Annotated in this window: 23 protein-coding genes; 5 read left to right on the forward strand and 18 right to left on the reverse strand. The window is 71.9% G+C overall.

The window, feature by feature from the left end; genetic code table 11:
* Window positions 1-585 precede the first annotated feature (585 nt).
* From Asi03nite_RS31810 to Asi03nite_RS31885, 16 genes are all read right to left on the reverse strand, one after another.
* The gene (locus tag Asi03nite_RS31810) at window positions 586-2349 is read right to left on the reverse strand and encodes a hypothetical protein (RefSeq protein WP_203684208.1); all 1764 of its coding nucleotides are present in this window, start codon (window positions 2347-2349) and stop codon (window positions 586-588) included.
* Window positions 2346-2768 carry a hypothetical protein gene (locus Asi03nite_RS31815; RefSeq protein ID WP_203684209.1) on the reverse strand — a complete coding sequence of 141 codons (423 nt, stop codon included), beginning with the start codon at window positions 2766-2768 and terminating at the stop codon, window positions 2346-2348. Before Asi03nite_RS31815 ends, Asi03nite_RS31810 begins: the two co-directional genes overlap by 4 nt.
* A gap of 17 nt (window positions 2769-2785) precedes the next feature.
* Window positions 2786-3370 carry a DUF3307 domain-containing protein gene (locus tag Asi03nite_RS31820; RefSeq protein WP_203684210.1) on the reverse strand — a complete coding sequence of 195 codons (585 nt, stop codon included), beginning with the start codon at window positions 3368-3370 and terminating at the stop codon, window positions 2786-2788.
* Window positions 3367-4080 (reverse strand): Lsr2 family DNA-binding protein, encoded by a 714-nt coding sequence (locus Asi03nite_RS31825; RefSeq protein WP_203684211.1) that lies wholly within the window; start codon window positions 4078-4080, stop codon window positions 3367-3369. The genes Asi03nite_RS31820 and Asi03nite_RS31825 overlap by 4 nt, the downstream gene beginning before the upstream one ends.
* 5 nt (window positions 4081-4085) lie before the next feature.
* Window positions 4086-4418: a hypothetical protein gene (locus Asi03nite_RS31830; RefSeq protein WP_239103064.1), complete on the reverse strand. Its 333-nt coding sequence runs from the start codon at window positions 4416-4418 to the stop codon at window positions 4086-4088.
* Between the two features lie 121 nt (window positions 4419-4539).
* Window positions 4540-6984: a DNA translocase FtsK gene (locus Asi03nite_RS31835; RefSeq protein ID WP_203684212.1), complete on the reverse strand. Its 2445-nt coding sequence runs from the start codon at window positions 6982-6984 to the stop codon at window positions 4540-4542.
* Between the two features lie 132 nt (window positions 6985-7116).
* Window positions 7117-9093, reverse strand: coding sequence for a type IV secretory system conjugative DNA transfer family protein (locus Asi03nite_RS31840; RefSeq protein WP_239103065.1), 1977 nt, complete (start codon window positions 9091-9093; stop codon window positions 7117-7119).
* A gap of 63 nt (window positions 9094-9156) precedes the next feature.
* The gene (locus Asi03nite_RS31845; RefSeq protein ID WP_203684213.1) at window positions 9157-10548 is read right to left on the reverse strand and encodes a DNA translocase FtsK; all 1392 of its coding nucleotides are present in this window, start codon (window positions 10546-10548) and stop codon (window positions 9157-9159) included.
* Entirely contained in the window at window positions 10548-10979 is a 432-nt protein-coding gene (locus Asi03nite_RS31850; RefSeq protein WP_203684214.1) for a hypothetical protein, read from the reverse strand. The genes Asi03nite_RS31845 and Asi03nite_RS31850 overlap by 1 nt, the downstream gene beginning before the upstream one ends.
* 28 nt (window positions 10980-11007) lie before the next feature.
* On the reverse strand, window positions 11008-11274 hold the full coding sequence (locus Asi03nite_RS31855; protein WP_239103066.1) for a hypothetical protein: 267 nt from the start codon (window positions 11272-11274) through the stop codon (window positions 11008-11010).
* Between the two features lie 356 nt (window positions 11275-11630).
* Window positions 11631-13070 carry a coiled-coil domain-containing protein gene (locus tag Asi03nite_RS31860; RefSeq protein ID WP_239103067.1) on the reverse strand — a complete coding sequence of 480 codons (1440 nt, stop codon included), beginning with the start codon at window positions 13068-13070 and terminating at the stop codon, window positions 11631-11633.
* Window positions 13067-13318 carry a hypothetical protein gene (locus Asi03nite_RS31865; RefSeq protein ID WP_203684215.1) on the reverse strand — a complete coding sequence of 84 codons (252 nt, stop codon included), beginning with the start codon at window positions 13316-13318 and terminating at the stop codon, window positions 13067-13069. Before Asi03nite_RS31865 ends, Asi03nite_RS31860 begins: the two co-directional genes overlap by 4 nt.
* Window positions 13308-13832, reverse strand: coding sequence for a hypothetical protein (locus tag Asi03nite_RS31870; RefSeq protein WP_203684216.1), 525 nt, complete (start codon window positions 13830-13832; stop codon window positions 13308-13310). Before Asi03nite_RS31870 ends, Asi03nite_RS31865 begins: the two co-directional genes overlap by 11 nt.
* Window positions 13829-14143 (reverse strand): hypothetical protein, encoded by a 315-nt coding sequence (locus tag Asi03nite_RS31875; protein WP_203684217.1) that lies wholly within the window; start codon window positions 14141-14143, stop codon window positions 13829-13831. The genes Asi03nite_RS31870 and Asi03nite_RS31875 overlap by 4 nt, the downstream gene beginning before the upstream one ends.
* Entirely contained in the window at window positions 14140-14853 is a 714-nt protein-coding gene (locus Asi03nite_RS31880) for a GGDEF domain-containing protein (protein ID WP_203684218.1), read from the reverse strand. Before Asi03nite_RS31880 ends, Asi03nite_RS31875 begins: the two co-directional genes overlap by 4 nt.
* Window positions 14850-15173, reverse strand: a complete 324-nt coding sequence (locus Asi03nite_RS31885; protein ID WP_203684219.1) for a hypothetical protein — start codon at window positions 15171-15173, stop codon at window positions 14850-14852. The genes Asi03nite_RS31880 and Asi03nite_RS31885 overlap by 4 nt, the downstream gene beginning before the upstream one ends.
* Before the next feature lie 192 nt (window positions 15174-15365).
* On the opposite strand from Asi03nite_RS31885, the gene Asi03nite_RS31890 reads away from it, so the two are divergent.
* From Asi03nite_RS31890 to Asi03nite_RS31910, 5 genes are all read left to right on the forward strand, one after another.
* Window positions 15366-16142 (forward strand): GntR family transcriptional regulator, encoded by a 777-nt coding sequence (locus Asi03nite_RS31890; RefSeq protein WP_239103068.1) that lies wholly within the window; start codon window positions 15366-15368, stop codon window positions 16140-16142.
* An 11-nt stretch (window positions 16143-16153) separates the two neighbouring features.
* Window positions 16154-16948, forward strand: a complete 795-nt coding sequence (locus tag Asi03nite_RS31895; RefSeq protein ID WP_203684220.1) for a protein phosphatase 2C domain-containing protein — start codon at window positions 16154-16156, stop codon at window positions 16946-16948.
* 1136 nt (window positions 16949-18084) lie between these two features.
* Entirely contained in the window at window positions 18085-20028 is a 1944-nt protein-coding gene (locus Asi03nite_RS38180) for a hypothetical protein (RefSeq protein ID WP_239103069.1), read from the forward strand.
* Between the two features lie 248 nt (window positions 20029-20276).
* A complete protein-coding gene (locus tag Asi03nite_RS31905) occupies window positions 20277-21617 on the forward strand; it encodes a coiled-coil domain-containing protein (protein ID WP_203684221.1) in 1341 nt (446 codons plus the stop codon).
* A 384-nt stretch (window positions 21618-22001) separates the two neighbouring features.
* On the forward strand, window positions 22002-22187 hold the full coding sequence (locus Asi03nite_RS31910; protein ID WP_203684222.1) for a hypothetical protein: 186 nt from the start codon (window positions 22002-22004) through the stop codon (window positions 22185-22187).
* A gap of 184 nt (window positions 22188-22371) precedes the next feature.
* Here Asi03nite_RS31910 and Asi03nite_RS31915 read toward each other — a convergent pair whose 3' ends face one another.
* Entirely contained in the window at window positions 22372-23259 is an 888-nt protein-coding gene (locus Asi03nite_RS31915; RefSeq protein WP_203684223.1) for a ParB/RepB/Spo0J family partition protein, read from the reverse strand.
* A gap of 1 nt (window position 23260) precedes the next feature.
* Window positions 23261-24016, reverse strand: coding sequence for a nucleotide-binding protein (locus Asi03nite_RS31920; RefSeq protein ID WP_203684224.1), 756 nt, complete (start codon window positions 24014-24016; stop codon window positions 23261-23263).
* Window positions 24017-24080 lie beyond the last annotated feature (64 nt).

The raw sequence follows: 24080 nt of genomic DNA on the forward strand, positions 1-24080 counted from the left end.
ACCCGTGCTCGATGACGAGAAGGAGGCAGCTCCGCGTCGTAGGTGGCGGCCGCGCTGGCCGAGCAACGCTCGGTTGTATGCGATCGCTGCCGTCCTCGGAGGAGTCGCCGCAGTTCTCGGCAGCCTGCCGGGTTGTGGTCCTGCCTGACGGTTGAACCGCCAAGCAGGACCACCAAGGGGAGGGTCCCGTCTCTACCTGGCCAGGACCGGGCGGGGCCTTCCTCCTCCAGCCGCCAAAGGAGCGAGTGGCGGCGACACTATCGTGGATTAACGGCGGCGTGAAGGGACCGGACTCCCCGAATTACCAAATTCGCACCGCTAGCCTGTCTGTTCTGCAGCCTTCCGCTGATCGTTTGCCCTCCACCCGGGCGGCCACCATCAGATCAGCTAAGCCCCTTTGCGCCATTACCCAGCGACACCTTCTTGCTGGCTTGCTCGCGTCGCAGCCAGGGACCACGCCGCTCGGATAGCCGGGACCGGGACGACCATCGTGGGACCCCGGTCAGCCCGTGACCAGCTCCCGGATAGCAGACAGCCCCGGCCCTGTGGTCAGGACCGGGGGCTGTCCCGGGGGTAGATCGCCGGTCAGCGCTGGCGGGTCGCCGCCGTGACGATGACGTTGATCAGCTGCGGCCGGGTCCGGGCACCGCGGTCCGGCGCGCCGATCTCCACGGCGACCTCCCGCAGCTCGGCGGCCGACAGATGCTTCAGCAGGTCCCGGGCGGCCGGCTCGGCGGCGTCCTCGCCGCGGCCGTCCTGGATCTGTGCCTGCCAGTACAGCAACTGGGCCGCGGCGCCGCTCGCCGAGCGGGCCGGGACGACCGCGCGCCACCCGTCCGGCTCGATCACCGCCGTGGCCCCGGTGCCCGGGTCGTACTCGTACACCTGGCCGCGCGGGCTGGTGATCCGGCGGGCCTGCACGGCAGCGGCGGGAGACGATACGGCGGGCGTCCGGATGGCCAGGTGGTGGCGGTCCTCGCCGCCGATGTGGATGGCGGCCTGCTGCTCGGCGGCGCCGACCCGGAACCCGAACGCCTCAGGCTCCAGAACGGCGTCGGTCTCCATCAGCTGCCGCAGCGCCTGGTCGACGCGCTCGCGGTCCTTGGTCGGCACCGCGTTGCGGAGGTCGGTGAGCGCCACGTAGCCGCCGGGCCGATCGGCGAGGCGCTCGTACGCCTGACGTACCTGTTGCACGGTGTCCTCGGTCGTGGGCGTGGAGGCTTCCTGGCCCGCCGTGGTCGCGTGCTGAGGTGCTGCTGCCTGCGGGTCGGTCGCGGCGAACCGGCGCACCTTCGCGGCGATCTGCCTGGCCTCGGCCGGCGACAGCCGGGTGGTGGTGTATCCCTCGGGGTAGTCCTCCGGCGGCTCGCCCTCGGTGCTGGTGACCGCGACTACGGGCTCGGCGGCGCTGGTGTCCAGCTGCGCCCACACGGCGCCGGTGTCCATGTTGTCCCTCGCGCAGTTCTTGGCGTCAACTCTGCGGCGGGTGGCCACCGCGGGCTCCGGTACGGCGGCGTCCAGGATCGTGCGCATGTCCGCGGCGGAGACCTGGATCTCGCCCTCATCCCCGGCGATCGTCACCCCGGTAGCGCCGATCAGGTCGCGCATCCGCGCGGCCAGCTTCTCCAGCCGTGTGGGGGGCGTCGTCGGGGTGCCGGACTCGGCGAGGTCGGCCAGCTCGTCGAGGGTATCGGCGAACGTGGCGGCCTCGTCCTTGCTCAGCGCGGGGTCGATGCGGTTGCCGTCGCTGTCCGGCTCCCACGACTTGCCGGGCGGGTTGGTCGCCACGACGACGTACGCGTCGCTGTCCGGGTATTTGCACAGTCCTAGCCACACCGTGCCGTCGCCGGCCTCGGCGGTGACGACGTCGGAGCCGTGCCAGTGCTCCGAGCCGGTGAGTCCAGCGGCGTCGGGCAGCGCCCCGCTGTTTGAGTCGGACACGTTCCTCTCCTGCTGCAGGGAAGCCGCCGGCCCGGCGACGGCGTGGGTATGGCCGGTGCTGTGCTGATGGGTGGGGCCTTCGCCGGGGATCATGAGGTTGCCGGTCTCGGCGACCGCGTCGGCGACGCGGCCGTCACGAGCGTTGAAGTCGTTCAGAGCAGCGTGCAGGTGTTCTGCGGCGGTGTCGAGACACTGCTGTGCGATGGTCAGCGCGGTGCTGGCCTCTCGCAGGCAGTCGATGGTGCTGGTGGCCATCTGCAGGCCGGCGTAGAAGTCGCTGGCCTCGGCGAGTGGCCCGGCCAGCGCGGTGATGTGGCCGGCCTGCTCAGTGGTGGTGGCGATCGCGTCGTGGAGGCCGGCCCGGATCAGGTCCGGGCCGGCCGCCTCGACGAAGTGGTACGCGGTCATGCCGGGCTGCTGTAGTGGCAGCACGGGCAGGCGTCCGGGTTGCCCAGGGCGTCGTCCGGATTGGGTAGCGGGCAGCTGCAGCCGCACCGCGGGCAGCGCGGCCAGCGGCCCCGCCCGCTCGGCTCGTGCTGGTGGCGGCAGTCGCACAGCCCGCCGGCCGGGCATTCGTAGGCGGCCAGGATGTCCCGGTCGTCGGCGGCCGGCTCGCCCGGGTCGGGCACCATCGCCTGCTCGCCGCCGTGCCGCGCGGCGTGGACGTGGGCATAGACGTGCAGGATGTGGAAGGCGTTGACGGACAGCCGGTCGCCGTCGGCGGTCAGGATGTCCAGCCCGGCCCGGGTGTGGGCGTACCGCACGTCGGCGTACTGGTGGACGGTGTCGTCGTGCTCAACCACGGTGAGCAGGTTCGCGTACTGCATGACGGGTTCCCTCCTACTCACCGGTCACGGCGGCTGGTCGCGGCCAGCTGGCGGGCCTGCACACGCCGGGCGTGCCGGTGTTCCCAGAGCAGCGCCGCGCCGATCCCGGCGGCGCCGATCGCGGTCTCGTAGACGGCACCGGCCAGGGTGGTGATCCGGGCGGCCCCGACCGCCGCGACCAAGATCATGACGTGGTGCAGAGCTTGATCGATGCAGGTGGCGGCTCCGGGCCAGTGCTGGCAGCCGCCCTTGGCGCGGATGATCGCCTGCACGATCCAGCGCCGGTCGATGACGGCGTGGGTGGTGCCGGAGACCACCAGCGCGGTCCACACCCCGGCCAGGGTGAGCGGGGCGACCAGGGAGACCAGCCACAGCGCGCCGGCCTGGCAGGCCAGATAGGACAGCACGTGCCGGGTGATGCTGGACCAGCCGGTGTGCCAGGGCGTCCCGGCGGCGATCACCTCGTCGGCGGGGATGCCCTTGCTCTGGGCGTCGCTGTCGCGCTGGATCGGGTAGTCGCCGAGATGGTGCCCGGCGAGCAGGGCCACGTACACCGCGGCGGTGACGGCGGCGGCCGTCGTGCTGGGTTCGATCGTGCTCATCGGGTCGCCTCCGTGTCTGTGCCGGCCGGGTTGGTGTCCGGGTGCGCGGCCTGGTAGGCGTCGAGCACCGCGGCGGACAGCCGGCCGGTGGCCGAGCACGGCACCCCGGCCTGCTGCGCCCAGGTCCGCACCGCCGCCCGGAACTGGGCGCCCGGGTCCGCGGCCGCCGGCGTCCGGGAGGCCGACGTGCTGTCGGTGCCGGCTGGGCTGGCGGTGCGGCTCGTGCGCAGCTGCGTCTTGAGTTCGGCCATCCGCTCTTCGAGCTGGGCGATCTCGGTGCGCAGGCCCGCCAGGCGGGCGTGCTCGGCCATGTCGGCCCGCAGCTGCCGGATCAGATCGGCGATCCTGCTAGCGGTCTTCTGCATCCGGGGGTCGCCGCTGCTGGCGGCCTGCTTGAGCAGCCTGGCGATCGGGTCCGCCGCTACCGGTGCCGGTGTCGGAGCGGGCCCCGGGGTCGGGCGGGGTGCGGGGACACCGCCCTTGGCGGCGGCGACGCTCTGAACGTACTCAGTGTGCTCGTGCACGAGCTTGCGGGCCAGGTCGCGGTTGTTGCCGGCCAGCTCGTCGAGGATCTGGCCGACGACGTCGAGGCCGAGCCCGGTGGCGGCGGCGATCGTGGTGGCGCTGTCCCCGCCGGCGTAGCGGGCCAGGACTGTGGCCTGTTCGCGGGTGAGTCGGGCACCGGCCGGGCGGGTGGGGGCGAGAGTCATGGCGCTCACGCCCCGAGGTGGACGTCGACGAGGTGGTCGGCGAGGTCGCCGGTGCGCACGTACAGCTCGGCGTACCGGTCGTCCGGGCCGGGCTGCACGGTCAGGTGGGCCCGGGTCTGGGCGACCGCCGCGGCGATGCTTGCGGCGCGGAACCACACCACGGCGGCCGGGCCGTCGACGGGGCTGGTGTGGATGTCGGCCCGGTACTCGTCGCCGGCGCCGGGCGCGAGCCGGGCGACCGGCCGGACACGGCGTAGTAGATCGTCGGCTTCGGCGAGCAACTGGTCGACCGCCCCGGCGGGGATCGCCGTGCGCGCGCTGGTGGTGGGATCGGTCATGATGAGCGTGCCTCTCTGAGGTAGTGGGCGGCCCCGCGATCCGGTGCAAGGGAGTGGGGCCGCCCGCGTGCGGGCAGGGGTGTGGTGAGCCCGCGGCCGCGGGATTGCGGCCGCGGGATGGTCAGGGGTGAGATCGGTGCGGAAAGGCCAGCACCGTGGCACCGTCGGCGGCCGCCGGCACCGGCTCGGGTCCGCCGAGTGCGGCGAGCAGGGCAGGCAGCTCGTCCGGCTTCTTGAGCACGTCGCGGGCCCGGGAGCCCTCGGCGGGCCCGACGATCCCGGCGTCGTGCATCAGGTCCATCAGCCGGCCGGCCTTGGCGAACCCGATGCGCAGCTTGCGCTGCAGCATGCTGGTGGAGCCGAACTGGCTGGTCACCACGAGGTCGACGGCCTGCAGGAACACGTCGTGGTCGGCGCCGGCGTCGACGGTGCCCATCCGCGCGGGATCCGGTGTCTCGGCCGGTGCCGGCGTGGTCTCGGGCTCGGCGGGCGCGGTGTCCGGCGTGCTGGCGGGCGCGGTGCTGGTGGTGGGCTGCTGGCCGCGCCAGTGCTTGACCACCGCGGCGATCTCGGCGTCGCTGACCCATGCGCCCTGCAGCCGGATCGGGGTGGCCGCGCCGACCGGGACGAACAGGCCGTCGCCGCGGCCGAGCAGTTTCTCCGCGCCGGGGGCGTCGAGGATGACCCGGGAGTCGGGCATGGAGGCGACCGCGAACGCCAACCTGACCGGCAGGTTGGCCTTGATCAGGCCGGTGACCACGTCCACCGAGGGGCGTTGGGTGGCCAGGACCAGGTGGATGCCGGCGGCCCGGGCCAGCTGCAGGATCCGCACGATCAGGTCCTCGGCGGTGGGCTCCCCGTCGTCCTCGCCGGCGGCTTTGGCGGCCTTGGCGTTGGCTTTGGCGACCAGCATCAGGTCGGCGAGCTCGTCGACGACCGCGAGCAGGTACGGCAGCGTCGGGGTGCCGTCCTTGCGGGCCTTGCGGTTGTAGTCGTCGATGTTGCGTACCCCGGCCGCGGCGAGGGCGTCGTAGCGGCGGTCCATCTCGGCGACCAGCCACTGCAGAGCGTCGACGGCCTTGACCGGGTCGGTGACGATCGGCCGGACCAGGTGCGGCAGGTGCTTGTAGGCGGCCAGCTCGACGCGTTTGGGGTCGATCAGCAGTAGCCGCACCTCGTCCGGGGTGGCCCGGGTCAGGACGCTGATCAGCAGGCTGTTGAGGCAGCCGGACTTGCCGGCGCCGGTCGCGCCGGCGATCAGGAAGTGCGGCATCGTGGCCAGCACCGCGGTGACCGGCTGCCCGTCGACGTCCTTGCCGAGCCCGACCAGCAGCCGGTGACCGTTGCGGCTGGCCCAGGCGGCGGCGTGGGCGCGGATGACGTCGCCGAGGGTGACGGTGTCGCGGTCGCTGTTGGGGATCTCCACGCCGACCGCGCTCTTGCCCGGGATCGGGGAGAGCATCCGCACGCTCGGGGTGCCCAGAGCCAGCGCGAAGTTCTGCTCCAGGCCGGTGATTTTGGAGACCTTCACGCCGGGGCCGACGGTGATCTCGTACCGGGTCACTGACGGGCCGCGCCGGTAGCCGCTGACCTTCGCGGCGACCTTGAACTCGTCGAGCACGCCCTGCAGCTTGGCTTTGACCTCGTCGCTGGCGGCGCTGCGCCGCTGCGGGGCCTCCCCGGCCGACAGCAGGCTCAGCGGCGGCAGCTGCCACCCACCGGCCGTCGCCGGGGCGGCCTGCTGCGCGGCCGCGGCCGGCTGAGGCCCGGCCGGGCTCGCCGCGCCGGCGGGGGCGGGCGAGACGGGAACCGGCGCCGCAGTAGCCGGGCCGTTCGCCGCGGCGGCCGCCGGTGCGGCGGGCGCTGCCGGGGCGGCCGGGGTCGGGACACTGGCGGCGGTCGCGGTGAACGCGTCGTCCTCGTCCTCGTCGTCGTCGAGCAGCAGTTCGTCCTCGAGGACCCCGACGACGGTAGCGGCCTTGCGTCGGCGCGGCAGGCGCACGGTGGTGAACCCGGTGGCGGTGATCAGCCCGGCCAGGGTGGCCAGGACCAGGACCGGGCCCATCACCCAGGCGGTGAGCAGGTGCGCCGGCGCGACGCCGGTGATGCGGCCGAGCAGCCCGCCGGCGTCGGCGGCCAGCGCGGCGACGCCGGCGATCCCGGCGCCGGCCAGGCCGGTGCCGGCGGCCTGGCGGATCAGCGCCGGGGTGGCGAACCCGTCGGGCAGTCGCAGCACCTGCACGGCCAGGTAGAGCAACCCGGCCGGCAGTGCGTAGGCGAGGATCCCGGCCGTGCCGCCGGCGAGCGCGGCGACCACATGCAGGACGGTGCCGGCGGCGCCGCCCGGGTGGGTCCACATCGCCACGGCCAGCAGCAGGCCGGTCAGCAGCAGCACGGTGCCCAGGCCGTCGTGGGGCTGGCCGTGCTCGCGGTCGGCGCCGTCCGCGAGGGGGGTGACGCCCCGGATCGCGCGGCCGGTGCCGGTGGCGAAACCGGTCCAGGCGGCGCGGACGACCGGGGCGATGGCGGCGGGTTCGGGTTCGGTCGGCTTACGTCGGCGTGCCATGGCAGGCAGGTTCCTTCCGATCAAGGCAGCGCAGGAGCGGCAGCGGTCGGGCAAGGGGGGGTGAGCTGGGCTGGAGAGCCACCGCGGCGGCCGGCCGGGGGACGAGCCGGCCGTCACGGCGATCCGCCAGATTCAGCGGCCGGCGTTGACGGGGGCGGGCAGGGTGTACGGGCCGTTGTTCTCGGCCGGGCGCACGATCTGGCCACGCTCGTGCATGGTCTTGAGCAGCGCGTACAGCTGGCTCTTGCCGACCGGGCAGTCGGGCCGGTCGAGCAGGGCCTGCGCGGAGGCCGGCCCGGCGCGCAGGCAGCTGATGACCCACTGGGTGCTGTTGACCGGCGCGGGCGCCGGGGTGGGGCTGGTGACGCGGCCGAGGCCGAGCTTGGCGCGCCACTTGTCCGCGGCGCTGACCGGTGCGCTGCCGCCGGCCGGGGCGGTGGTGCTGCCGGTACCGGCCTTGGTGGTGATCGGGGTGTTCGGGTCGATCGGGTCGACCTGCCAGATGACCTCGACGCGCGGGGCGGCGGCCGCGGCGGCGGCCTCGTCGAGTTTCGGGACCCGGCCGATCATGCCGATCTTGAAGGTGTTGCGCAGGTAGCCCATCCCGGCGGTGGGTTGGCCCTGCTCGTCCTCGGGCTTGATCGCGAACGGGTCGCCGACGAAGTCGTCGGGCAGGACGGTGGTGCCCGAGCCGCGGTTGGACACCCGCAGGAACAGGCAGTTACCGCCGACCAGGGCGTCACGCAGTCGCATCGACCCGCCCAGCGAGGCCATCTGCGGCAGCTGGGTGGCCAGGTACAGCCCGATGCCCAGCTTGCGGTCGGTCTCGGCGAGCTCTTCGAACAGTTCGACGATCTTGCTGCCGCGGATCAGCACGAGCTGGCACTCGTCGATAACCGCGGCCAGCCGCTTGAGGCCCAGCTTCTTGACGCGGGGGTCGTCCTCGTCGAAGACCTCGACGCCGGCAGCGGCCAGCAGCTCGGAGCGGCGCATCGCCTCGGCGTGCAGGCGCCGGCCCAGCACGGTGACCGCCTGCGGACCGGCGTGGTACTCGGTCTTGTCGCGCCAGGCCGGCAGCGACTGGCCGTACTGCGAGTCGCCGACCACGACCATCCAGCCGGCGTGCAGCAGGTTCGCGATCAGCACCCCCAGCGCCCGGGACTTGCCGGAGCCGGTGCTGCCGACGACCAGCCCGTTCTTGGTCCCGAAGCCGGGCGGGTTGAACGTCCACATGCCCGGCGACCCGTCGACGTAGGTGAGGATCTCGCAGCGGCCGTCGCGGTAGGTCGGCCCGGTCCAGGCCACCCCGTTGCTCACGTACGACTTGTGGGTGAGCGAGCAGCGCACCTGTGACGCCTTGCGCGTGGTCGCGAAGCCGACGCTGCTGGCGTCCAGGTCGAGGCAGACCTCCACCTCCGGGCCCCGCTTGACGATCGCGTCGGAGGTCACGCCGCGGCCGGGGATCAGCTGCAGCAGCAGCTCGGTGACCCCGTCGCGCGGCTGCACGGCCCGCGCCACGCGGGTGCCGGTGCACACCCCGACACCGGTGACCTCGGCATCCCACCGGCGCATCCAGTACTCGGTGAGCGGGTCGATCTGCGGCACGACCGGCTCGAACTCCGGTTCCGGCTCGGGCTCCGGGTCGGGCTCGACGGTGCTGGGCTGGCGCAGCTGGTGCCACCACGGCCAGCCCAGCACCGTGGCGGCCAGCAGCGGGCCGAACACGGTCCACACCGGATGGGCGTGCAGGGCGGCCGGGCCGCCGGCGGCGACGCCGGCGACCGCGAACGCGCCGAGCACGGCGACGATGCCGGCGCGCCAGGCCCGCACCGCCCAGCTACGGGCCCGCCACGCCCCCGCGGTGACCAGCGCGGCCAGCACCAGCAGGCCGACGGTCCCGGCCGGGATACCGAGCGGCCCGGACACCCAGACCAGGCCGAGCTCGACGCCGGCCCAGTAGATCGGGAACGCGCGCCGCCAGGTCTTGCGGACCGTCCAGCGCAGGGCCAGGACGACGCCGGCGACCGCGGCGACCAGCCACATTCCGAGGGTGCGGGCCCGGTCGGCGCGGACCTCGCCGACCGTGGGGGCCTTGTTGGTGTTCGACACGACGTCCTCCTGAGCAATCGAGGGGTGGGTGAGGGGCCCCGGCCGGGGCCCCTCAGTGGTGGGTCAGCCGCCGACCAGGACGCTGCGGTCGGCGAGGTTGCCGACGTCGGTGACGGTGTCGGCCACCACGCCGTCCTTGGCGTTGAAGTCGGCCAGGGCCGCCTCCAGGTGCTCCCTGGCGTTCTCCAGCTGGGCCACGGCGGCCTTCATCGCCTCGGCGCCCTCGCGGATCTGCTCGACCGTCGAGCCGGCCATCTGCCGGGCCTCGTAGGCGTCCGCGGACTCGGCCAGAGCGCTGGCCAGCCCGCCGAGCTCGTTGACCGGCTCCTCGGTCGCGGTGATGGCCTCGGTGAACGCGGCGCGGATCTCGTCCGCACCCATGGCTTCGGTGTTCACGGTGGTGCTCCTTCCTGGGTTGTCCTGCTCGCCGGTACCGGCCGGGGTGCCGGCACCGGAGTCTTGGGTGGCCTCGATCAGGTCCATCAGGCCCTCGTCATCCACGGCCGTGGCCGCGGGCTGCGGCGCGTCGGCCGCCTCGCCCTCGGCCGGGCCGGCCGCCGGCGGGTTTTGCCAGCCGTCACCGAACAGGTCGTCCAGCTCGTCGGGGGTGCGAACCAGCACCTGGCGGGAGGAGCCGGAACCGCTGGCGGGGCCGATGACCCCGGCGCGCTCAAGCGCGTCCAGCAGCCGCTGTGCTTGGGCGTAGTCGCAGAACAGGCGGCGCTGCAGGAGCGTGGTCGAGGCGAACTGGGTGACGACCACCAGGTCGAGCGCGCGGTGCAGCAGCGGGGTGTCGTCGCCGACGTCCAGCGCGGCCCGGCCCGTCGGCAGCGGCGCAGCCGGTTCGATGTCGTCGGCGCCGCCGGGCAGCACCGTGAACTTCGGCCGCTCGCCCACCGGCTCCTCGCCGCGCGAGCCGTCCTGGCCGGGCGTGACCGGCGGGGACTGCTCGTCGCCCTCGTCGCCCTGGTCGCCCTGGTCGGCCGGGGCCGGGGTGGGGTCGGGGTGGTAGTGCTCGGGGTGTTCGGTGCGGGTGTGCTCCCGACCGGCCGCCAAGGCGTTGCGCTCGATCCGGAACTTGCGGCTGGACCAGCCGCACACGTCGCAGTCGGCGTAGAAGCCGTCCTCGTCGGCCAGGTCGACGAACACCCCGTCGACCGCCCGGCTGCCGGCCTTGCGGGCCTGGGAGCGGCGCTGGCGGGCCCGGGCGCTGGCCGTGGCGTCCTCGACCACCCCGGCCAGGTAGCCGCCGACCGCGGCCCGGGTACGCCCCCACGCCCCGGACGGCGCCGCGAGCGGCTGCCCGGCGGCCTCGGCGGCGCGGTGCGCGGCCCGCTCCTTCTGCCGCGGGGACTGCTTACCGCGCACCGCGTACGAGGCGTCCTCCAGCAGGTAGACGGCGCCCTTGGCGACCGCCATCCAGAGCAGCACGGCGAAGAAGGTGATCGGGTCCATCAGGCCACGCTCCGCACGAGCTCACCGACGGAGCCGGCCACGATCGGCAGCAGCAGCGAGCAGCCCAGCGCGATGTGCGCCAGCCGGCCGCCCCGGCCGCCGCTCTTGCCGCCACCGGCCTTACCCGCGCCGCCCTTGCCGCCCTTACCGCCCCTGAGGTGGACAAAGACGATCACGGCCAGGATGAAGGCCAGGGCGCTGGGCAGCGCGATCTCCACGGCGTGGGCGCTCTGCCCGACCCACTTGCCGAGGGTCGGCGACATCCAGTCGAACGCGTTGGCCAGCCACTTACGCAGGTTGCTGGTGACGACGCCGGCGAGCAGGCCGCCCACCACCAGACCGGCGACCACCCGCAGCCGCGGGGTGAACGTGAAAATGATCGACAGCACGATGTAGGCGATGCCGACGAGCAGGACCAGGGCGCTGGACATGAGCAGGGTCCTCCTTCCGGGAGGGGTGTCAGAGGGTGAGAGATCCGATCAGTGCGGCCAGCAGCAGCCCGGCGGCCGCGGCCCGGGCCGGGTGCTCCAGGGCCCACGACGCCAGGTGCAGCACCGCCCGCGGCACGAGCACCAGCAGCGCCCAGCAGGCCATCGCGACGTGCTGCGGGCTGTCGCTGTTACGGGCGGCGCGGACCCGGTCGGTGAGGGCGCTCAACGGTTCCGGGGTGCCGCTCCAGACCGCCCGGACACTGTCGAAGTCCCCCGGAACGTCACGCAGAGTCATTCCGGGGCCGGACTGGCGACCGGAATCCGGGGTGACGTTCTGCACCGTTTCGTGCCGGTTCTGTTCCGGTGGGGGAGGGGTCGGACGCGGCCGTGGCCTGCGACGATTGAGGTCCACGACCTCCGCTTCCGGCCGGACTGGACTAACCGGATGCGGTGACTGATCGTAGTTTTCTGCGGGTAGTGCGCTCACCGCCCGACCTGCCCTTCTGTGTGTGCTCACACCCCCGGGTGGGAGGCGCGTCGGCTTGGTGGTGCTGGTTCCTCGCCGTCGAGGAAGCCACGGCCACCGGCCCGCCCGCCGCCCGCGCGGGCCGGTCGCCGACGCTCACTCGTGCGCGTCGTCTCGCGTGGTGCTCATGCCGCCCGCCCGTCGGTCAGGGCCAGGACCTGACCGGCGACCTCGCCGGCGATTTCCGCCGGGATCGCCTTGAGGACCTTGCGGATCGTGCGGTCGGAAATCCCGGTCCGCTCGCGCAGCTCGGCCTGCGTGGCCTCCGGCGTTTCCGCCCAGGCGACCAGGACGGTGGCCACCGTTTCCGGCGCGACCGTCTCGACGACCGGCAGGTTTCCGGCCAGCGCGCCCGGAACAGCCGCGAGGGATTTCCGGCCCGGGCCCCGGCTGATTTCCGCCTGCCGGCCGGACGCGATTTCCGCCCGCTCGCTCGCCCGCGCCAGCTGCCGCCCCAGCCGCTCGATCTCGGTGGCCGCCGCCAGCCGGGTCTGCTCCAGCTCGGCCAGCGCGTCGTCACGCTCGGCCTGCAGCCCGGCCAGCAGCTGCTCGGTCCGGACCTTGCTGGTGCTCTGCCGCTCCCCGTACTCGCGCGCCTCGGTCAGCTGCGCCTGCAGCGTGCGAACCCGCTCACCCAGTGCCGTGACCTGCTCGTTCGCGCTGTCCGCGGCCGCGCTGGCCTGCTCGATCCGGGCTTGCAGCTGCGCCTGGATCTGCTCGGCCGCGGTGGTCAGCCGCTCCACCTGCCCGGCGGCGCCCTGCTCCGCGACGACCCGGGCCACCATCGCCCGGTCCGCGGTCTCACGCGCCTCGGCCAGCTGGCCCTGCGCGATCCGGGCCAACTCCGCCTGCTCGATCGCCCGGCGCTCGGCGGCCGCGGCGGCGGCCTCAGCCCGGCCGATTTCCGCCTTCGCCGCCGCCTCGATTTCCGCCCGCGTTTCCGCCTCAGCGGCCGCCCGGGTTTCCGCCTGCGCGATCTGGGCTTCCGCTTCGGCGGCACGGGTTTCCGCCACCTGCCGCGCCTGCGCTTCCGCCGAGGCCCGGCCGATTTCCGTTTCCGCCTGCGCCCGCGTGTCCGTCAGCTGCCGGCGCAGCCCGGCAATTTCCGCCTGCGCCGCGCGCAGCTCGTCCTCCCGCTGGGCCGCGTGCTGCCCGGCGGCGATCTCCGCTGCGGTACGACCGGTCAGCATCTTGACCCGCACGACCACGATCGGCGCGATGCAGGCGACCGCGACCACCAGACCCCACGGCGTCTGCTCGCCCTCGGTGATGTAGACGGGCAGCAGATGCACCGCGATCTGGCAGAAGATCATCAGCAGCGCACTGATGATCATGTCCTTCCGGCGGCGGCGATGGAACGCGGTGATCACGTACACGTCGATCATCACCGGGAACATCCAGGCGATCGTTTCGTCGAAGTGCGCGAGCACCGCCAGGTCGAACTCGCCCTTGGCAGTAAGGACCACCGCAGCCGTCATCGCGATCCACGGACCCCACGCGGCGAGGAGGTTCTGCTTCATCCCGCTGTCCACCGCACCCTGCGCCGGGCCAGCCGTCGTGTTCACCACGCCTCCCCCCGATCCGCCGGCGGACCGGCCGGCGTCGCCACTCGCTCGTCAGTGATCAGGGCCTGGCCGTGGCCGTACAGCTCCCGGGCGATCTCGTCCTCCGCGCACTGCTTGTCGCAGGCCCGGTCCGACGAGTCGCGAGAGGTGGTCGGCAGGCCGCACACCCGGCACGGCAGCGGCTGCGACTGGTAGTGGCCCGGCGCGGACCAGTCCAGATGCACCCGAATCAGCAGCTCAGTCGCCATCGCAGGCCTCCGGCACCTCGGCCGGGTCGAGCATCTCGGCCCAGCGGCGGGCATCGAGCCAGCGCAGCAGCAGCACCACCGCAACCACGACACCGCCAGCGGCGGCCAGCAGCCCCGACAGCAGCAAGAGCAGGTCACCAGGCACCTGATCGGCGTACGGACGCATCAGCCGGCCGGCGCTGTAGCCGGCCCCGCACACCGCGCCCACCCCGACCGCCGTCGCCAGCCGCCGGTCCAGCCAGCGCAGCCGCTCCGCCTCGGCGTCCGGCTCCTTCTGCTCGACCAGGTGTCCGTCGACGATCAGAACCGTGCTGGCCTGCAGCCAGCGACCGTGACGGCCGTGCTGGTCCCAGCACGCCCCGCAGGACGCGCAGACCCAGCCCTGGTCCTGCGGGATCAGGCCGGCCTTGAGATCCATCGGGCACCACGGCCCGTTCTGCAGCGCCACGTCCTTGGGCACCGGGTAGATGTCACGCCACGGCGACCCGGTCGCGGGCACGATCTCGATGCTCATCGCGCCGCACCCCCGATCACGGTCAGCACCGGCCGGGCACCGCGGCGGCACTGCGGGTGCCACACCACGCCCGGCTCCAGCTGCTCACGCAGCAGCGGAGCGGTACACACGCAGCACACGCAGCCCGGATGACGCAGCCGGCCGTCCTGGGCGCCGGCCAGCACCACCGGGTGGATCGGCCAGGAGCACACGTCGCAGATGGACAGCCCGAGCACCGTCGTGCGCCGCGCGATCCGCGCCGGCACCTCATCCAGGGCCACCGTCGTGGCCGTGGCCAGCGCCATCGGACGCATCGCCAGCCGGGCGCTCATCGCGTCACCACCGGCAGCACAGGCCAGGCGGCGGCGGTCGTGTCCCGCAGCTGCGAGTCCGGCCGCGATCCGAGGACCATGGCCAGCTCGCCCGGCAGGCCGTACTCGACGACCTGGTTACCGCCGCGGGCCTTGGCCCGGTACGTCGCGATGTCCGCCGAACGCATCACCCGCGCCAGCTCGGCGCCTGGGAGCACCGACACCACGCCGACGCTCGCGGTCACCGTGACCTCGTGGCCCATCTCCAGCCGCATCGGCCAGCGCATCGCCTGCAGCGCGTTCAGCGCCCGCATCCAGGTCAGCGGCGTCCGGTCCGGGCCGTCGTCGGTCAGAACCACGAACTCGTCACCGCCGAGCCGGCCGACCTGATCGCCCGCCTCATCGAACGCCATGAACAGCTGGAACGACGCCTCGACCAGCACCTCATCACCAGCGTCGTGGCCGAGCGTGTCGTTGACCCGCTTGAAGCCGTCGAGGTCGAACATGATCAGCGACCACGGGCGACCGCTGTCGGCCCGCGCCGCCATCGCGGCATCCAGACCGGCCCGGTTCAGCAGCCCGGTCAGCTTGTCGTGCGCCGCGTCGTACCGCGCCACCGCGCACTCGCTGCGCGCCCGGCCCAGCCGGATGCGCATCGCGCGCAACGCCAGCCCGGCCGGCACCGCCGCCGTACCCAGACCGCCAGCAGCAGCCAGAATCTCGGAGATCATGCGACCTCACCGCCCTTGGCTGTCCGGGCGGCGCGGCTGACAGTCCTACTTGTCAGCAATTGGCCGATGCGAGTGGCCGAGAGACCGAGGTAGCGGGCGACACGGGAACGCGCAGTGCCGAGCTGTATCACCAGCTCGTGGACCGCGTCGCGCCGTACGTCCAGCACGGCTACGAAACGCTGCTGCAGGTGGGCGGCGAGCTCGTCCGCCAGTCGAGCGCGTTTCCACGGATCAGTGACGGCGCGCAGCGCCGCCTCGTCGAGGGTCAGCACGTCGTGGGCAGCTTCGCCGTCAGGGTGCTGGACTGGAATGATCTGCATGGGTCTGACTCCTCTCCACAGGTGTTCGACCCGGTTGAGGCCCTGGCGGGCGCTATCCCGCCAGGGTTTCCTCGTTTGCAGGTCCGCATGTCTGTATGCAGACCTACAGGGGTCTTCACCGTAGAGACGGAATGGACGACACGTCAAGGGGTCTGTATGCAGACCTGCACTTGATCGCGTAAGGTGTCGGCCATGACGACTGGCGGCCCTACCGATGCACGGCCGCTGCAGGTGCGTGTTGCAGACGATCTGCGTATGGCGATCGAGTCGGGGAAATACGCCCCCGGCGAGAAGCTGCCCACCTTGGACGAACTGGCAGCCGCGAATCTGTGCAGCTTGGCCGTCGTGCGTAAGGCGATGGATTTACTTCGCCAGCAAGGCCTAGTCGTCACAGTGCAAGGCAAGGGCACCTTCGTCAGGTTCCGGCCGACCGCCCGGAGACACGGCATTGAGCGCTACAGCAAGAGCCGCTGGCGGGCCGGTAAACCGATCTTGACGGCAGAAGCGGAGTCTCAAGGCCACACCGCTGGCCAACTGCTTCGTGAACTGGGCGAAACACCAGCCCCACCGGACGTTGCTGAGCGCTTTGGCATCGCCCCCGGCACACCGGTGTGGGTTCGCCGACGTACGACGCTGGTCGACGACCGCCCCAATCAGCTGGCCGACTCGTACTACGAGCTAGACGTGGTTACCGAGGCACGGCAGATCAAGGAAGAGAACACCGGTCCTGGCGGGGGCTTCGCTCGTCTGGAAGAAGCCGGCTTCGAGTTGGACGAGATTTCCGAGGAATGGTCCACACGGATGCCCACCGGGCCCGAGGCAGTTGCGCTCCGCTTGCCAGCTGGGACTCCGGTCGTGGATCTCATCCGTACCACTTTCGATACCACAGGCCGCGCAGTTGAGGTCATGCTTGCCGTGATGGCTGGCGACATGGTCAAGATGGCGTACAAGTTCAAGATCCCCGACTGAAAGCCGAGCCTGTGCAGATCACATACGCATCCGTTCCAGCCCCGCAAGGCGGTGCCAATGAGGACCGCTTCCGCGCTGGTGATGGGTGGGCCCTTGTTCTCGATGGTGCAGGGCGCTACCCAGGCAGAACAGGTGGGTGTGTACATCCGGTGACCTGGGTCGTCGAACATCTCGCTGATCACGTAAGTGAGCAGCTCAACGCAGCCGCTGACAAGCCGCTCGTCGAGGTGGTTCGGGAAGCCATCAACTTGACGATGGCCGAACACGGATCAGCCTGCGACTTGACCGATCCGCTGACGCCCGGTGCTGCTTTAGCGGTTGTACGAGTCCAGCAGGCAGTCATCGAGTGGCTTGTGTTGGGCGATTGCGCCGTAGCCGTTGACCGGTGCTCCACTGATCCCCTCGTCGTGATCGACGATCGAGTTGATCACTTATCTGGTGCGCCGGTCACGGATGCTCAGGTTCGCACGTATGACCCGGATTTCGTAGCTACGGTTCGCAACCAGCCCGGCGGCTTCTGGGTAGCCGCCGCGACGCCCGGAGCTGCCGATCAAGCGCTGACAGGGGAGATCGACCGCGCCGAAGCTCGCCAGGTGCTCCTCTGCTCGGATGGCGTCACTCGCTTGACGGAGCGGCACAACTGGACCTGGTCCGCGATGTTCGCCCAGGCCAGCCAGCACGGACCTTCATCCTTGATCGATGCGGTGCGCGAAGCGGATGCGACCGATCCTGACCCGCGTCGGTGGCGCGGTAAGGCCCATGACGATGCGACGGCGGCCCTCATCCAACTTGCTGGCTCGGTGTGAAATGCACTCCATCATGGAAGCCGCCTCGCCAGCACGTTCCTGGACGACCCAAGCAGACAACCGCAGACAACTTGTCATGCGGCGGTCAGGGTGGTCATCTGATCAACGGTTAGCGGACCAATGGCCATGCGTGGGTATGGATTTCCGCCCGTGCTACGGCCGCGTCGCGTCCGATTTCGACTCGGTTGGGTCTAGGATCCAGCCGATCCACTCTGGCTTTGAGCAGGGAGGCTACTAAACCGGTCACCTAAGTCCATAAATGGAAAAAGCCCCTAACCCCCGTCGTTGGCAGCGGCATCGGGGTCAAGGGCTCTTCACCACGCTGGAGGCATCGTAGCACCCCGCCTACCGGCTGGGTGCTTTGTTGTCTCCGGACACGCTCACGCGCGTCGGGCTGATGGCGCTTGTACCCAGACGGATCTTTCTCATGCGCGGGGCCGGACGTCCGGCTCCGCAGCCGCCGCAGGCGTTAGGTCGGACCTAACCCTGGTGGCGTCGCCCCTGCCCAGCAGGGGATCCATGCGCGGCGCCTCGTCGTGCGCACGGTCCCGGGTTATGCCGCTGACCTGCTGTTCTGTACGTACCCGGGCGCTTGGTGCGCTTGGTGTGAGCGTGGATGGTGCGTCGTGAGTCCGCGGCCGCCGGTGCTGGCTGGCGCGGTGGTGACGCTGGCGTCCGGGCAGACGCGGTGGGCGTTCCCGGGTGTTCCGCGCTCGTCGTATCGGACGGGTCAGCAGGAGCCGTGTACGGACTGCGCGGCCGCCGGTCGGCCCGGTCTGGGGGTGTCGCGTGACGGCCCGGACTCGGCGCCGCTGTGCTTGGGTTGCTGGCGGGCCCGGCAGCGGGTGGCACCGCGGCGCGGCAGCCTGACCCCGGAAGAGGCGGGGCAGCTGGCCGAGCTGGAAGAGAAGCTGGCGTGTCCGGCCTGCAGGCCCGGCGCGGTGCCGAGGGTGGTGGATCTGCCGACGGCCGACGCGGTGCAGGCTCGCCGTCATCAGCGTCGGCGTGATCGTGCTCGCCGCCGCAACCGGCCGCGGCCGTCGGCGCCGGCGCGTAGTTCCCGGACGAAAAACAACGGGAAGCGGTCGGGCTGTTGGCGGTGTGGTGAGGCGGATTGGCTGGCGGCGGCGCGGGCGGTGCACGAGGCCGACCAGGCGCAGGCGGCCGCGGAGGCCGGGCGCGTCGACGAGTTGCACGCGGTGGTGCGTGCGGCGCGGCGGCGGGTGGCCCGGGCGCAGCGGCGTCTGGACTATGTGCGGGGCTGGCAGGCCCGGGTGACCGGGGTGTTCGAGGCGTTGCCGAGGCTGACCAAGACCGGCTCGCGCGGCAAGCTGGAGCTCAAGGAAGGTCCGGGCCGGGAGGCGCGGGCGGTGTGGCTGATCGCCGACTTCTGCGCCCGGATGCAGGCGGAGCGCGCCGCGCGGGGGGTGTCGGGGCGGGGCCGGCCTCCGCAGCATCCCCTGGTGGTGGGGGTGATGGCGATCGCCGCGGACCCGGCCGCCGGTCGCCGGTCGATGGAGGGGCTGGGCTGGACGGCGCTGTATGCGGGGGTGACGACGCGGACGGTGAGCAGCTCGCGGGCGTACAGCGCGTCGGTCGGGGCGACGGTGGAGGTGGAGCGGGGCCGCACGTGCAGCCTGGCGGAGCGGGAGGAGACCGGGCTGCGCCGGCGGCGCAGTGTCTGGGATTTCGAGCCGCTGCACACCTCGCCGTTCGATCCGGAGCCGTTTTTGGGCGCGGCGGCCGCGGTGGTGGCGCGGCTGTTGGAGCGGGCGGTGCAGCTGGTCGACGAGCGCCAGGCGGTCCTCGAGGAACAGCGGGCGGCGGTGGCGGCCGCGGAGGCGCGGCTGCTCGACGCGCAGGCCACGGTCGCCGAGCGCAGGCGTGAGGTGTTGCTGCTGGAGGCCGAGCTCGACGAGACGCGGGCGGGGGAGGCCGCCGTTGCGGCTCGGGAGGCGCGGGCGCTGCGATCGCGGGCGACCTTGGCGGTGGCCCCGCGGCTGTGCGCCCCCGTGCCGGCCACGGTGGCCGCCGACCGGGCCGTCCAGGCTGAGCGCGACCGCGCCACAGCCACGGTTGCGGCGGCCTACGACGCCGCTACCAGGATGGATAGTTTTTTCCACCCTCCACGTAGTGGTCTAGGTAAGAGATTTTCTTCCGCTTCTAGGGGTTTGACTCAAAGCCTTGGTTTTTCGCCGTTACGTGCGGGATCGACCCCGGTAGCCGGTGGGCGGCGGCCTGACGGCCGGGGTGCAGAACACAACGGCGGCGCTTCGCGCCCCTCACCGACGAAGAGGGTGTCCGGCCGCACATCGCCTCAGCGTCCTAGGATGCCGGAGGGGCAGGGCTGCGGCTCACCGGCGGTTTCGGCCCGGTCGGCGACGATGCTGTGGGCGAAACCGCTGGCCCGAGGGTTGGCGGCACGGTGGGAGTTCCTGGCCCGGTTCCTGGACGATGCCGCCGATGGGCGCCGCACCGCCCGGGAAGTGGCCCGGGAACGCGGCCTGCGGTTGATGATGATCGCCAGCACGCTCGGTTCCCGGCTGAGCCGGTACTGGACCGTCGGCGAGGTGGTCCGGCTGGTCCAGGACCACGGCCTGGCCCACCGGTTCGGTCCGCGTCACGTCATCGCCGCCGGCGACGCGCACTCCCCGCTGACCTACCTCGCCACCGTCCTGGATCGGGCGCTGACCAGCGACGCCGCGGTGGTCCCCCAGCCGAGCCCGGTCCGGGCCGCGTGGATCGCCGAGCAGGCTGCGGCGAACGCGGCCGCCATCGCGGCGGTGCGCCAGCAGCGCGACGCCGCGGCCGCCGGGCGGGCAGCCGGCTACGCCGTCGAGCAGCAAGGGCCCGGCACCGCCCGGGCCGCGGCGTTCGCGGCCGCGCGGGCTGCCCGTGGCCCCGCCCCGCGCCCGTACGTGCCGCCGGTCGACGACCCGGCCCGGCTCGCCGCTGCCGCGGCCGAGCTCGCCGTGCACCGCGGCGCCGGCCCGGCCGAGGACGACGCCGTGGCGTGGCCGGCCCCGGCTCAGCCGGGCGGCGGCGTGCCGTACGGCCGGAAAGAGCCCGGAGCCCGGTAACCGGCCGCCGTTTGGCGAAACTCCAGAGATCGAAAACGGATCAGCGAAAATCTGCGCTCAAGATCGCGCTGACCCTTACCTAGGTAAGCGGTAAGGCGATTTCGTCGCGCAGCGACGCTCTCAGAGGCATAGAAACCGCAAAGATTTCTGCTGACGCACATGCTAAGAGTTCAAGGTCAGAAATATTTTGTTTTACAAAACTCAAAACTAGTTTTGTTTTAACAAAACAAATCTGCTATGATCGTGTTATGTCTGAGAGCGTGGAACGGCCGGGCGGGGCCCGGGAGCGACGCTGCAAGTACACCGTGTGCGGGCGCGTTTTGCCTGGTGGCGGGCCCGGGCGGCCGCTGGAGTACTGCCGGGACCGCACGTGGGAGCCCGGCGGCAAGACGTGCAAGCAGATGGCCTACGAGGAGCAGGCCGCGGTCGCGGCGGCCGGGCTGGACGCGCCGTTGCTGACGCTGCAGACCCTGGCCGGGCAGGTCGCCGGCCCGGTCACCGCGCTGCAGCAGACCCTGGCCGAGGTCGTGGCCGCGCTGGGCGCGGTCGAGGACGGCGGCGTGGCCCGGATGCAGCAGGCCGAGCAGCAGATGCTCGCCGCCCAGACCCGCGCCGAGGCCGCCGACGCCGCCCGCGACCGGGCCGAACGCGCCGCCGAGCTCGCCCAACGGGAACGGGCCGCCGCCAACGTCGACAAGTCGCAGGCGTTGAGCCGGGCCCGCGACGCCGAGGCCGCCGCCCAGCGCGCCCGGGCCGAGGCCGCGGCCGACGTCGCTACCGCCCGGCAGGCCCAGGGCCGGGCTGAGGCCGCCGCCGAGGCCGCGCAGACCGCCCGGGATAAAGAGGTGGAGCGCCGGAAACGGATCGAGGAGCAGGCCGACGACCTGCGCGGCCAGCTGCGCGAGGCCCGCGACGCCAACCGCGCACTGTCGGCCGACCTGCGTACCGCCACCGCCGACGCCCGCGCGAACGCCAAGCGGGCCGCCGGGCTGGAGACGACGCTGGCCACCACGACCGCCCAGCTGGACGCCGTCACCACCGCCCGCGACACCGCCGAGACCACGCTGGCCACCACCCGCACCCACCTGGCCGAGACCAGCGCCGAGCGCGGCCGGCTCGTCGACGAGCTCGCCGGCGTGCGCGCCGAACTGGCCGCCGAGAACGCCCGCGCCACCGCGGCCGCCGCTGAACTCGAGCACCTACGCACCGAGCTGGCCGGGGCCACGACCGCGCAGGCCCGGCTCGCCGCCGACGTCGAGCAGCTGCGCGCCGAGCTGGCCGAGGTGCACGCCGAGCGGGCCCGGCTCGCCGACGACCTTGCAGGCGTGCGTACCGAGCTGACCACGGAGAAGGCCCGAGCCGCGGCCGCGGCCGCCGACATCGACCGGCTCAACACCCAGCTCGACGCCACCCGCGCCGACCTGCGCACCGCCGAGCGTCATGCCGACCGGGCCGAGGCCCGCGTCGAGGCCACCCAGGAGCAGATCGAGCGCCAGGCTGCCGAGCTGGCCGGGCTGCGCACCGAACTGGCCACCAGCCAAGCCACCCTGGCCACCGCCCGCGCCGCAACGGAGAATGGACCCCGATGAGCAGCTTGGAAGATCTCGCTCAGCGCGTTGCCGCCCTCGAAGCCGAGCTGGCCATCGTGCGGCAGGAAGCCGCCGCCGCCCGCGCCCTGGCCGCCGGCGCCGACGGCGACGTCGCCGAGTACCGCGCCGAGCTTCGTGGTCATACCCGCGTGCTCGGCGCCCTGCGCGAGACCCAGGTCGAGCAGGGCCAGGCGATCACCGTCATGAACGACAAGATGGACCAGCTGGCCGGCACCGTCGGGCACGTCCGCGACCAGCACGGCGCGAGCCTGGCCCACCGACGTCGGCCTGCTCATGGATCTGGTGGATCGGCAATGCGCGCAGACCACCGCACCCACCGCCGGATGGGAAGCGCCCCGGCGACCACCGTCCCGTCCCGGATGCGTGCTGGCCAACGCCGACGACACGGTGGTATCTCCGCAATCGGCGGTGGCGTGGGCGGCCGATCTGGGTGGCCTGCGAGTCGCGCCGTACTCCTACCGCGGTCACGTCTCCCTCGGCCGGGCCCTCCCGCTCCTGGGCGGCCACAGCCCGTGTGGAAGCTTCCTCACCACCATCGCCAAGCGGTGAGGCTCATTGCGGCCGCGACGATGGCGGGGAGAGGGGAGCGCCGCCAGCAGGCCGTCGAGATTCGCGGCAAGCAAATGTTGTTGGCGGTGTGGGGGCAGCACCGGCGGCAGAACCGCGCCGGCCTGTCCACCAAGCCGCAGGGGCCGGTAACCGCGGTTACCGGCCCCGCTTTTACGTGCTCTACCTATGGCGTCTGCTCTGTCAGCAAGATTTCCGCGAGCTGCCGTAGGTCCTCGGAGGAAAGGACGGAACGCAGCGACTCGGCGATCTTCGGTGGAGTGCCGCCGAGGCGACGGACTGCTGAGGCGGCTGTCGTGGCGGCAGAACGCGGGTGAGGAACCCTTTCCTCGGTTGTTGGCTGAGTTCCCGCCTCTTCTTCCTCGCGGGACTCGGTCCGCTTCTGCTCCTGGTAGGCGCGCAAGATCGCCATCTGCTTGTCTGTCGGATGGGTATGCAGGGTCCGCACATCGCGGAGTGGTACCTGCGCCTCCCGGATTAGCTTCTGCACCTCGACGTCGAGTTTGAGCAAGTTGGTGCGCTGAATGACCCACGTCTTCGTGCGACCCAGGCGTTCGCCGGCGGCTGCGGTAGATCCGCTCTCCGTGACGATCAGTTGGACCGCGTGGGCCTCCTCGATTGCGTTGTAGTCCTCACGGTCGAAGTTCTCGGCTGCGGTCGCGGCGACAAAGCGAGACCGGTTCTGCGCCAGCTCGTCCTTGACGGCGATATCCATCGGCCGGCCGAGCTGCTGCAGGGCGATCCGGCGTCTTGCGCCGGTGACCTGGACATACGGTGCGACCCCGATGTCGCCTTCGTATTCGGGGAAGATGTCCAGGAAGGCTTTCCGATGCACCACCGTGGAAGCCTGCAGCTGCCCGTTCTCCCGGATGGATTCTCGGAGAGCAGCGATGGTTTCCGCGTCGGCGTCGATCAGCCGGGTGTTCAACGGGTTCGGGGCCACCTGGTCGACCGGGACCGGATTCTGGCCTTGGGAGGCGAATCGAGGGACACGGGCATCGGGTAGCCGTGGTTCGTCGGCGAGAGCGGACAGGTCAACGCGTTTGCCGGCCACGTCAAGACTTCCTTGCCGACGAGGAGGCCGGGGACCCGGTGTTCTGCGTCGGGAGGGCCGGGACCGAGCCGCCGTATCCCAACTCGAGCGCCAGGTAGAGGAAGTCTTCGCGTGCCTCGCTCGCCGTGCGATTGCGCGGGTACTGAGTGACGACCTGGCCCTCAGCGCTGGCGCGAGTGTGCAGCTTGTACCGGCGGATCACTGTCTTGCAGGCAGGCCATCCGCTCTTCGCGATGAACTGGGCGGTCTGCTGCAAGTCGGTGGTGCCGTCGCGGGGATCCCAGTTGTTGACGACCACCCGGTATGGGATACCCCGTGGGGCGATGACCTCGTCGATGGTCAACCGAGTGGGGTCGTAGCTCAGCGGCTCGGGTGTCATGGGGATGATGACGTCGTCGCATTCCTCAAGGGCGCTCTGCAGGATTCGCTCGTCCTCCAGACTGCCCGGGGTGTCGACGAAGATGTGCGAGTAGGCGAGCCGCCGCAATTTGGACAGGTCGCGTGGGTCATCCACCTGCGCGAAGTCGAACGGCAGACCACCGCGGTTCTTCACCCGGTCAGACCACCACACCGATGATCCCTGAGGGTCGGTCGAGGCCACCATCACCGGGCTGGGAGCTTCCTCCTGCTCCAGCTTCCTGAGAGGGCTGTTCGACTCGACCAGGACGGCGTGAGTGATCGCGGCGAGGTTGACCGCGAGGGTCGTTTTGCCGACCCCGCCCTTCTGGTTGGCGATGACATGGATCTTTGCAGCCATGAAGACTCCGTTCCGTGTGCTTCCCGGGTTCCCGGTACTTCGGACCGGCTCATCGTAAAGGGCT

Origin of the sequence: Actinoplanes siamensis, assembly GCF_016862395.1 — a bacterium.
In the GTDB taxonomy this organism is placed as follows: Bacteria; Actinomycetota; Actinomycetes; order Mycobacteriales; family Micromonosporaceae; genus Actinoplanes; species Actinoplanes siamensis.

What these genes read in the sequence shown, in the direction of transcription:
- Asi03nite_RS31920 (WP_203684224.1), bottom strand. Translation starts at nt 24,016, where the DNA reads ATGGCTGCAAAGATCCATGTCATCGCCAACCAGAAGGGCGGGGTCGGC.
- Asi03nite_RS31885 (WP_203684219.1), bottom strand. Translation starts at nt 15,173, where the DNA reads ATGCAGATCATTCCAGTCCAGCACCCTGACGGCGAAGCTGCCCACGAC.
- Asi03nite_RS31820 (WP_203684210.1), bottom strand. Translation starts at nt 3,370, where the DNA reads ATGAGCACGATCGAACCCAGCACGACGGCCGCCGCCGTCACCGCCGCG.
- Asi03nite_RS31815 (WP_203684209.1), bottom strand. Translation starts at nt 2,768, where the DNA reads ATGCAGTACGCGAACCTGCTCACCGTGGTTGAGCACGACGACACCGTC.
- Asi03nite_RS31905 (WP_203684221.1), top strand. Translation starts at nt 20,277, where the DNA reads ATGTCTGAGAGCGTGGAACGGCCGGGCGGGGCCCGGGAGCGACGCTGC.
- Asi03nite_RS31890 (WP_239103068.1), top strand. Translation starts at nt 15,366, where the DNA reads ATGACGACTGGCGGCCCTACCGATGCACGGCCGCTGCAGGTGCGTGTT.
- Asi03nite_RS31850 (WP_203684214.1), bottom strand. Translation starts at nt 10,979, where the DNA reads ATGTCCAGCGCCCTGGTCCTGCTCGTCGGCATCGCCTACATCGTGCTG.
- Asi03nite_RS31845 (WP_203684213.1), bottom strand. Translation starts at nt 10,548, where the DNA reads ATGGACCCGATCACCTTCTTCGCCGTGCTGCTCTGGATGGCGGTCGCC.
- Asi03nite_RS31880 (WP_203684218.1), bottom strand. Translation starts at nt 14,853, where the DNA reads ATGATCTCCGAGATTCTGGCTGCTGCTGGCGGTCTGGGTACGGCGGCG.
- Asi03nite_RS31810 (WP_203684208.1), bottom strand. Translation starts at nt 2,349, where the DNA reads ATGACCGCGTACCACTTCGTCGAGGCGGCCGGCCCGGACCTGATCCGG.
- Asi03nite_RS31825 (WP_203684211.1), bottom strand. Translation starts at nt 4,080, where the DNA reads ATGACTCTCGCCCCCACCCGCCCGGCCGGTGCCCGACTCACCCGCGAA.
- Asi03nite_RS31855 (WP_239103066.1), bottom strand. Translation starts at nt 11,274, where the DNA reads ATGACTCTGCGTGACGTTCCGGGGGACTTCGACAGTGTCCGGGCGGTC.
- Asi03nite_RS31865 (WP_203684215.1), bottom strand. Translation starts at nt 13,318, where the DNA reads ATGGCGACTGAGCTGCTGATTCGGGTGCATCTGGACTGGTCCGCGCCG.
- Asi03nite_RS31830 (WP_239103064.1), bottom strand. Translation starts at nt 4,418, where the DNA reads ATGACCGATCCCACCACCAGCGCGCGCACGGCGATCCCCGCCGGGGCG.
- Asi03nite_RS31835 (WP_203684212.1), bottom strand. Translation starts at nt 6,984, where the DNA reads ATGGCACGCCGACGTAAGCCGACCGAACCCGAACCCGCCGCCATCGCC.
- Asi03nite_RS31875 (WP_203684217.1), bottom strand. Translation starts at nt 14,143, where the DNA reads ATGAGCGCCCGGCTGGCGATGCGTCCGATGGCGCTGGCCACGGCCACG.
- Asi03nite_RS31870 (WP_203684216.1), bottom strand. Translation starts at nt 13,832, where the DNA reads ATGAGCATCGAGATCGTGCCCGCGACCGGGTCGCCGTGGCGTGACATC.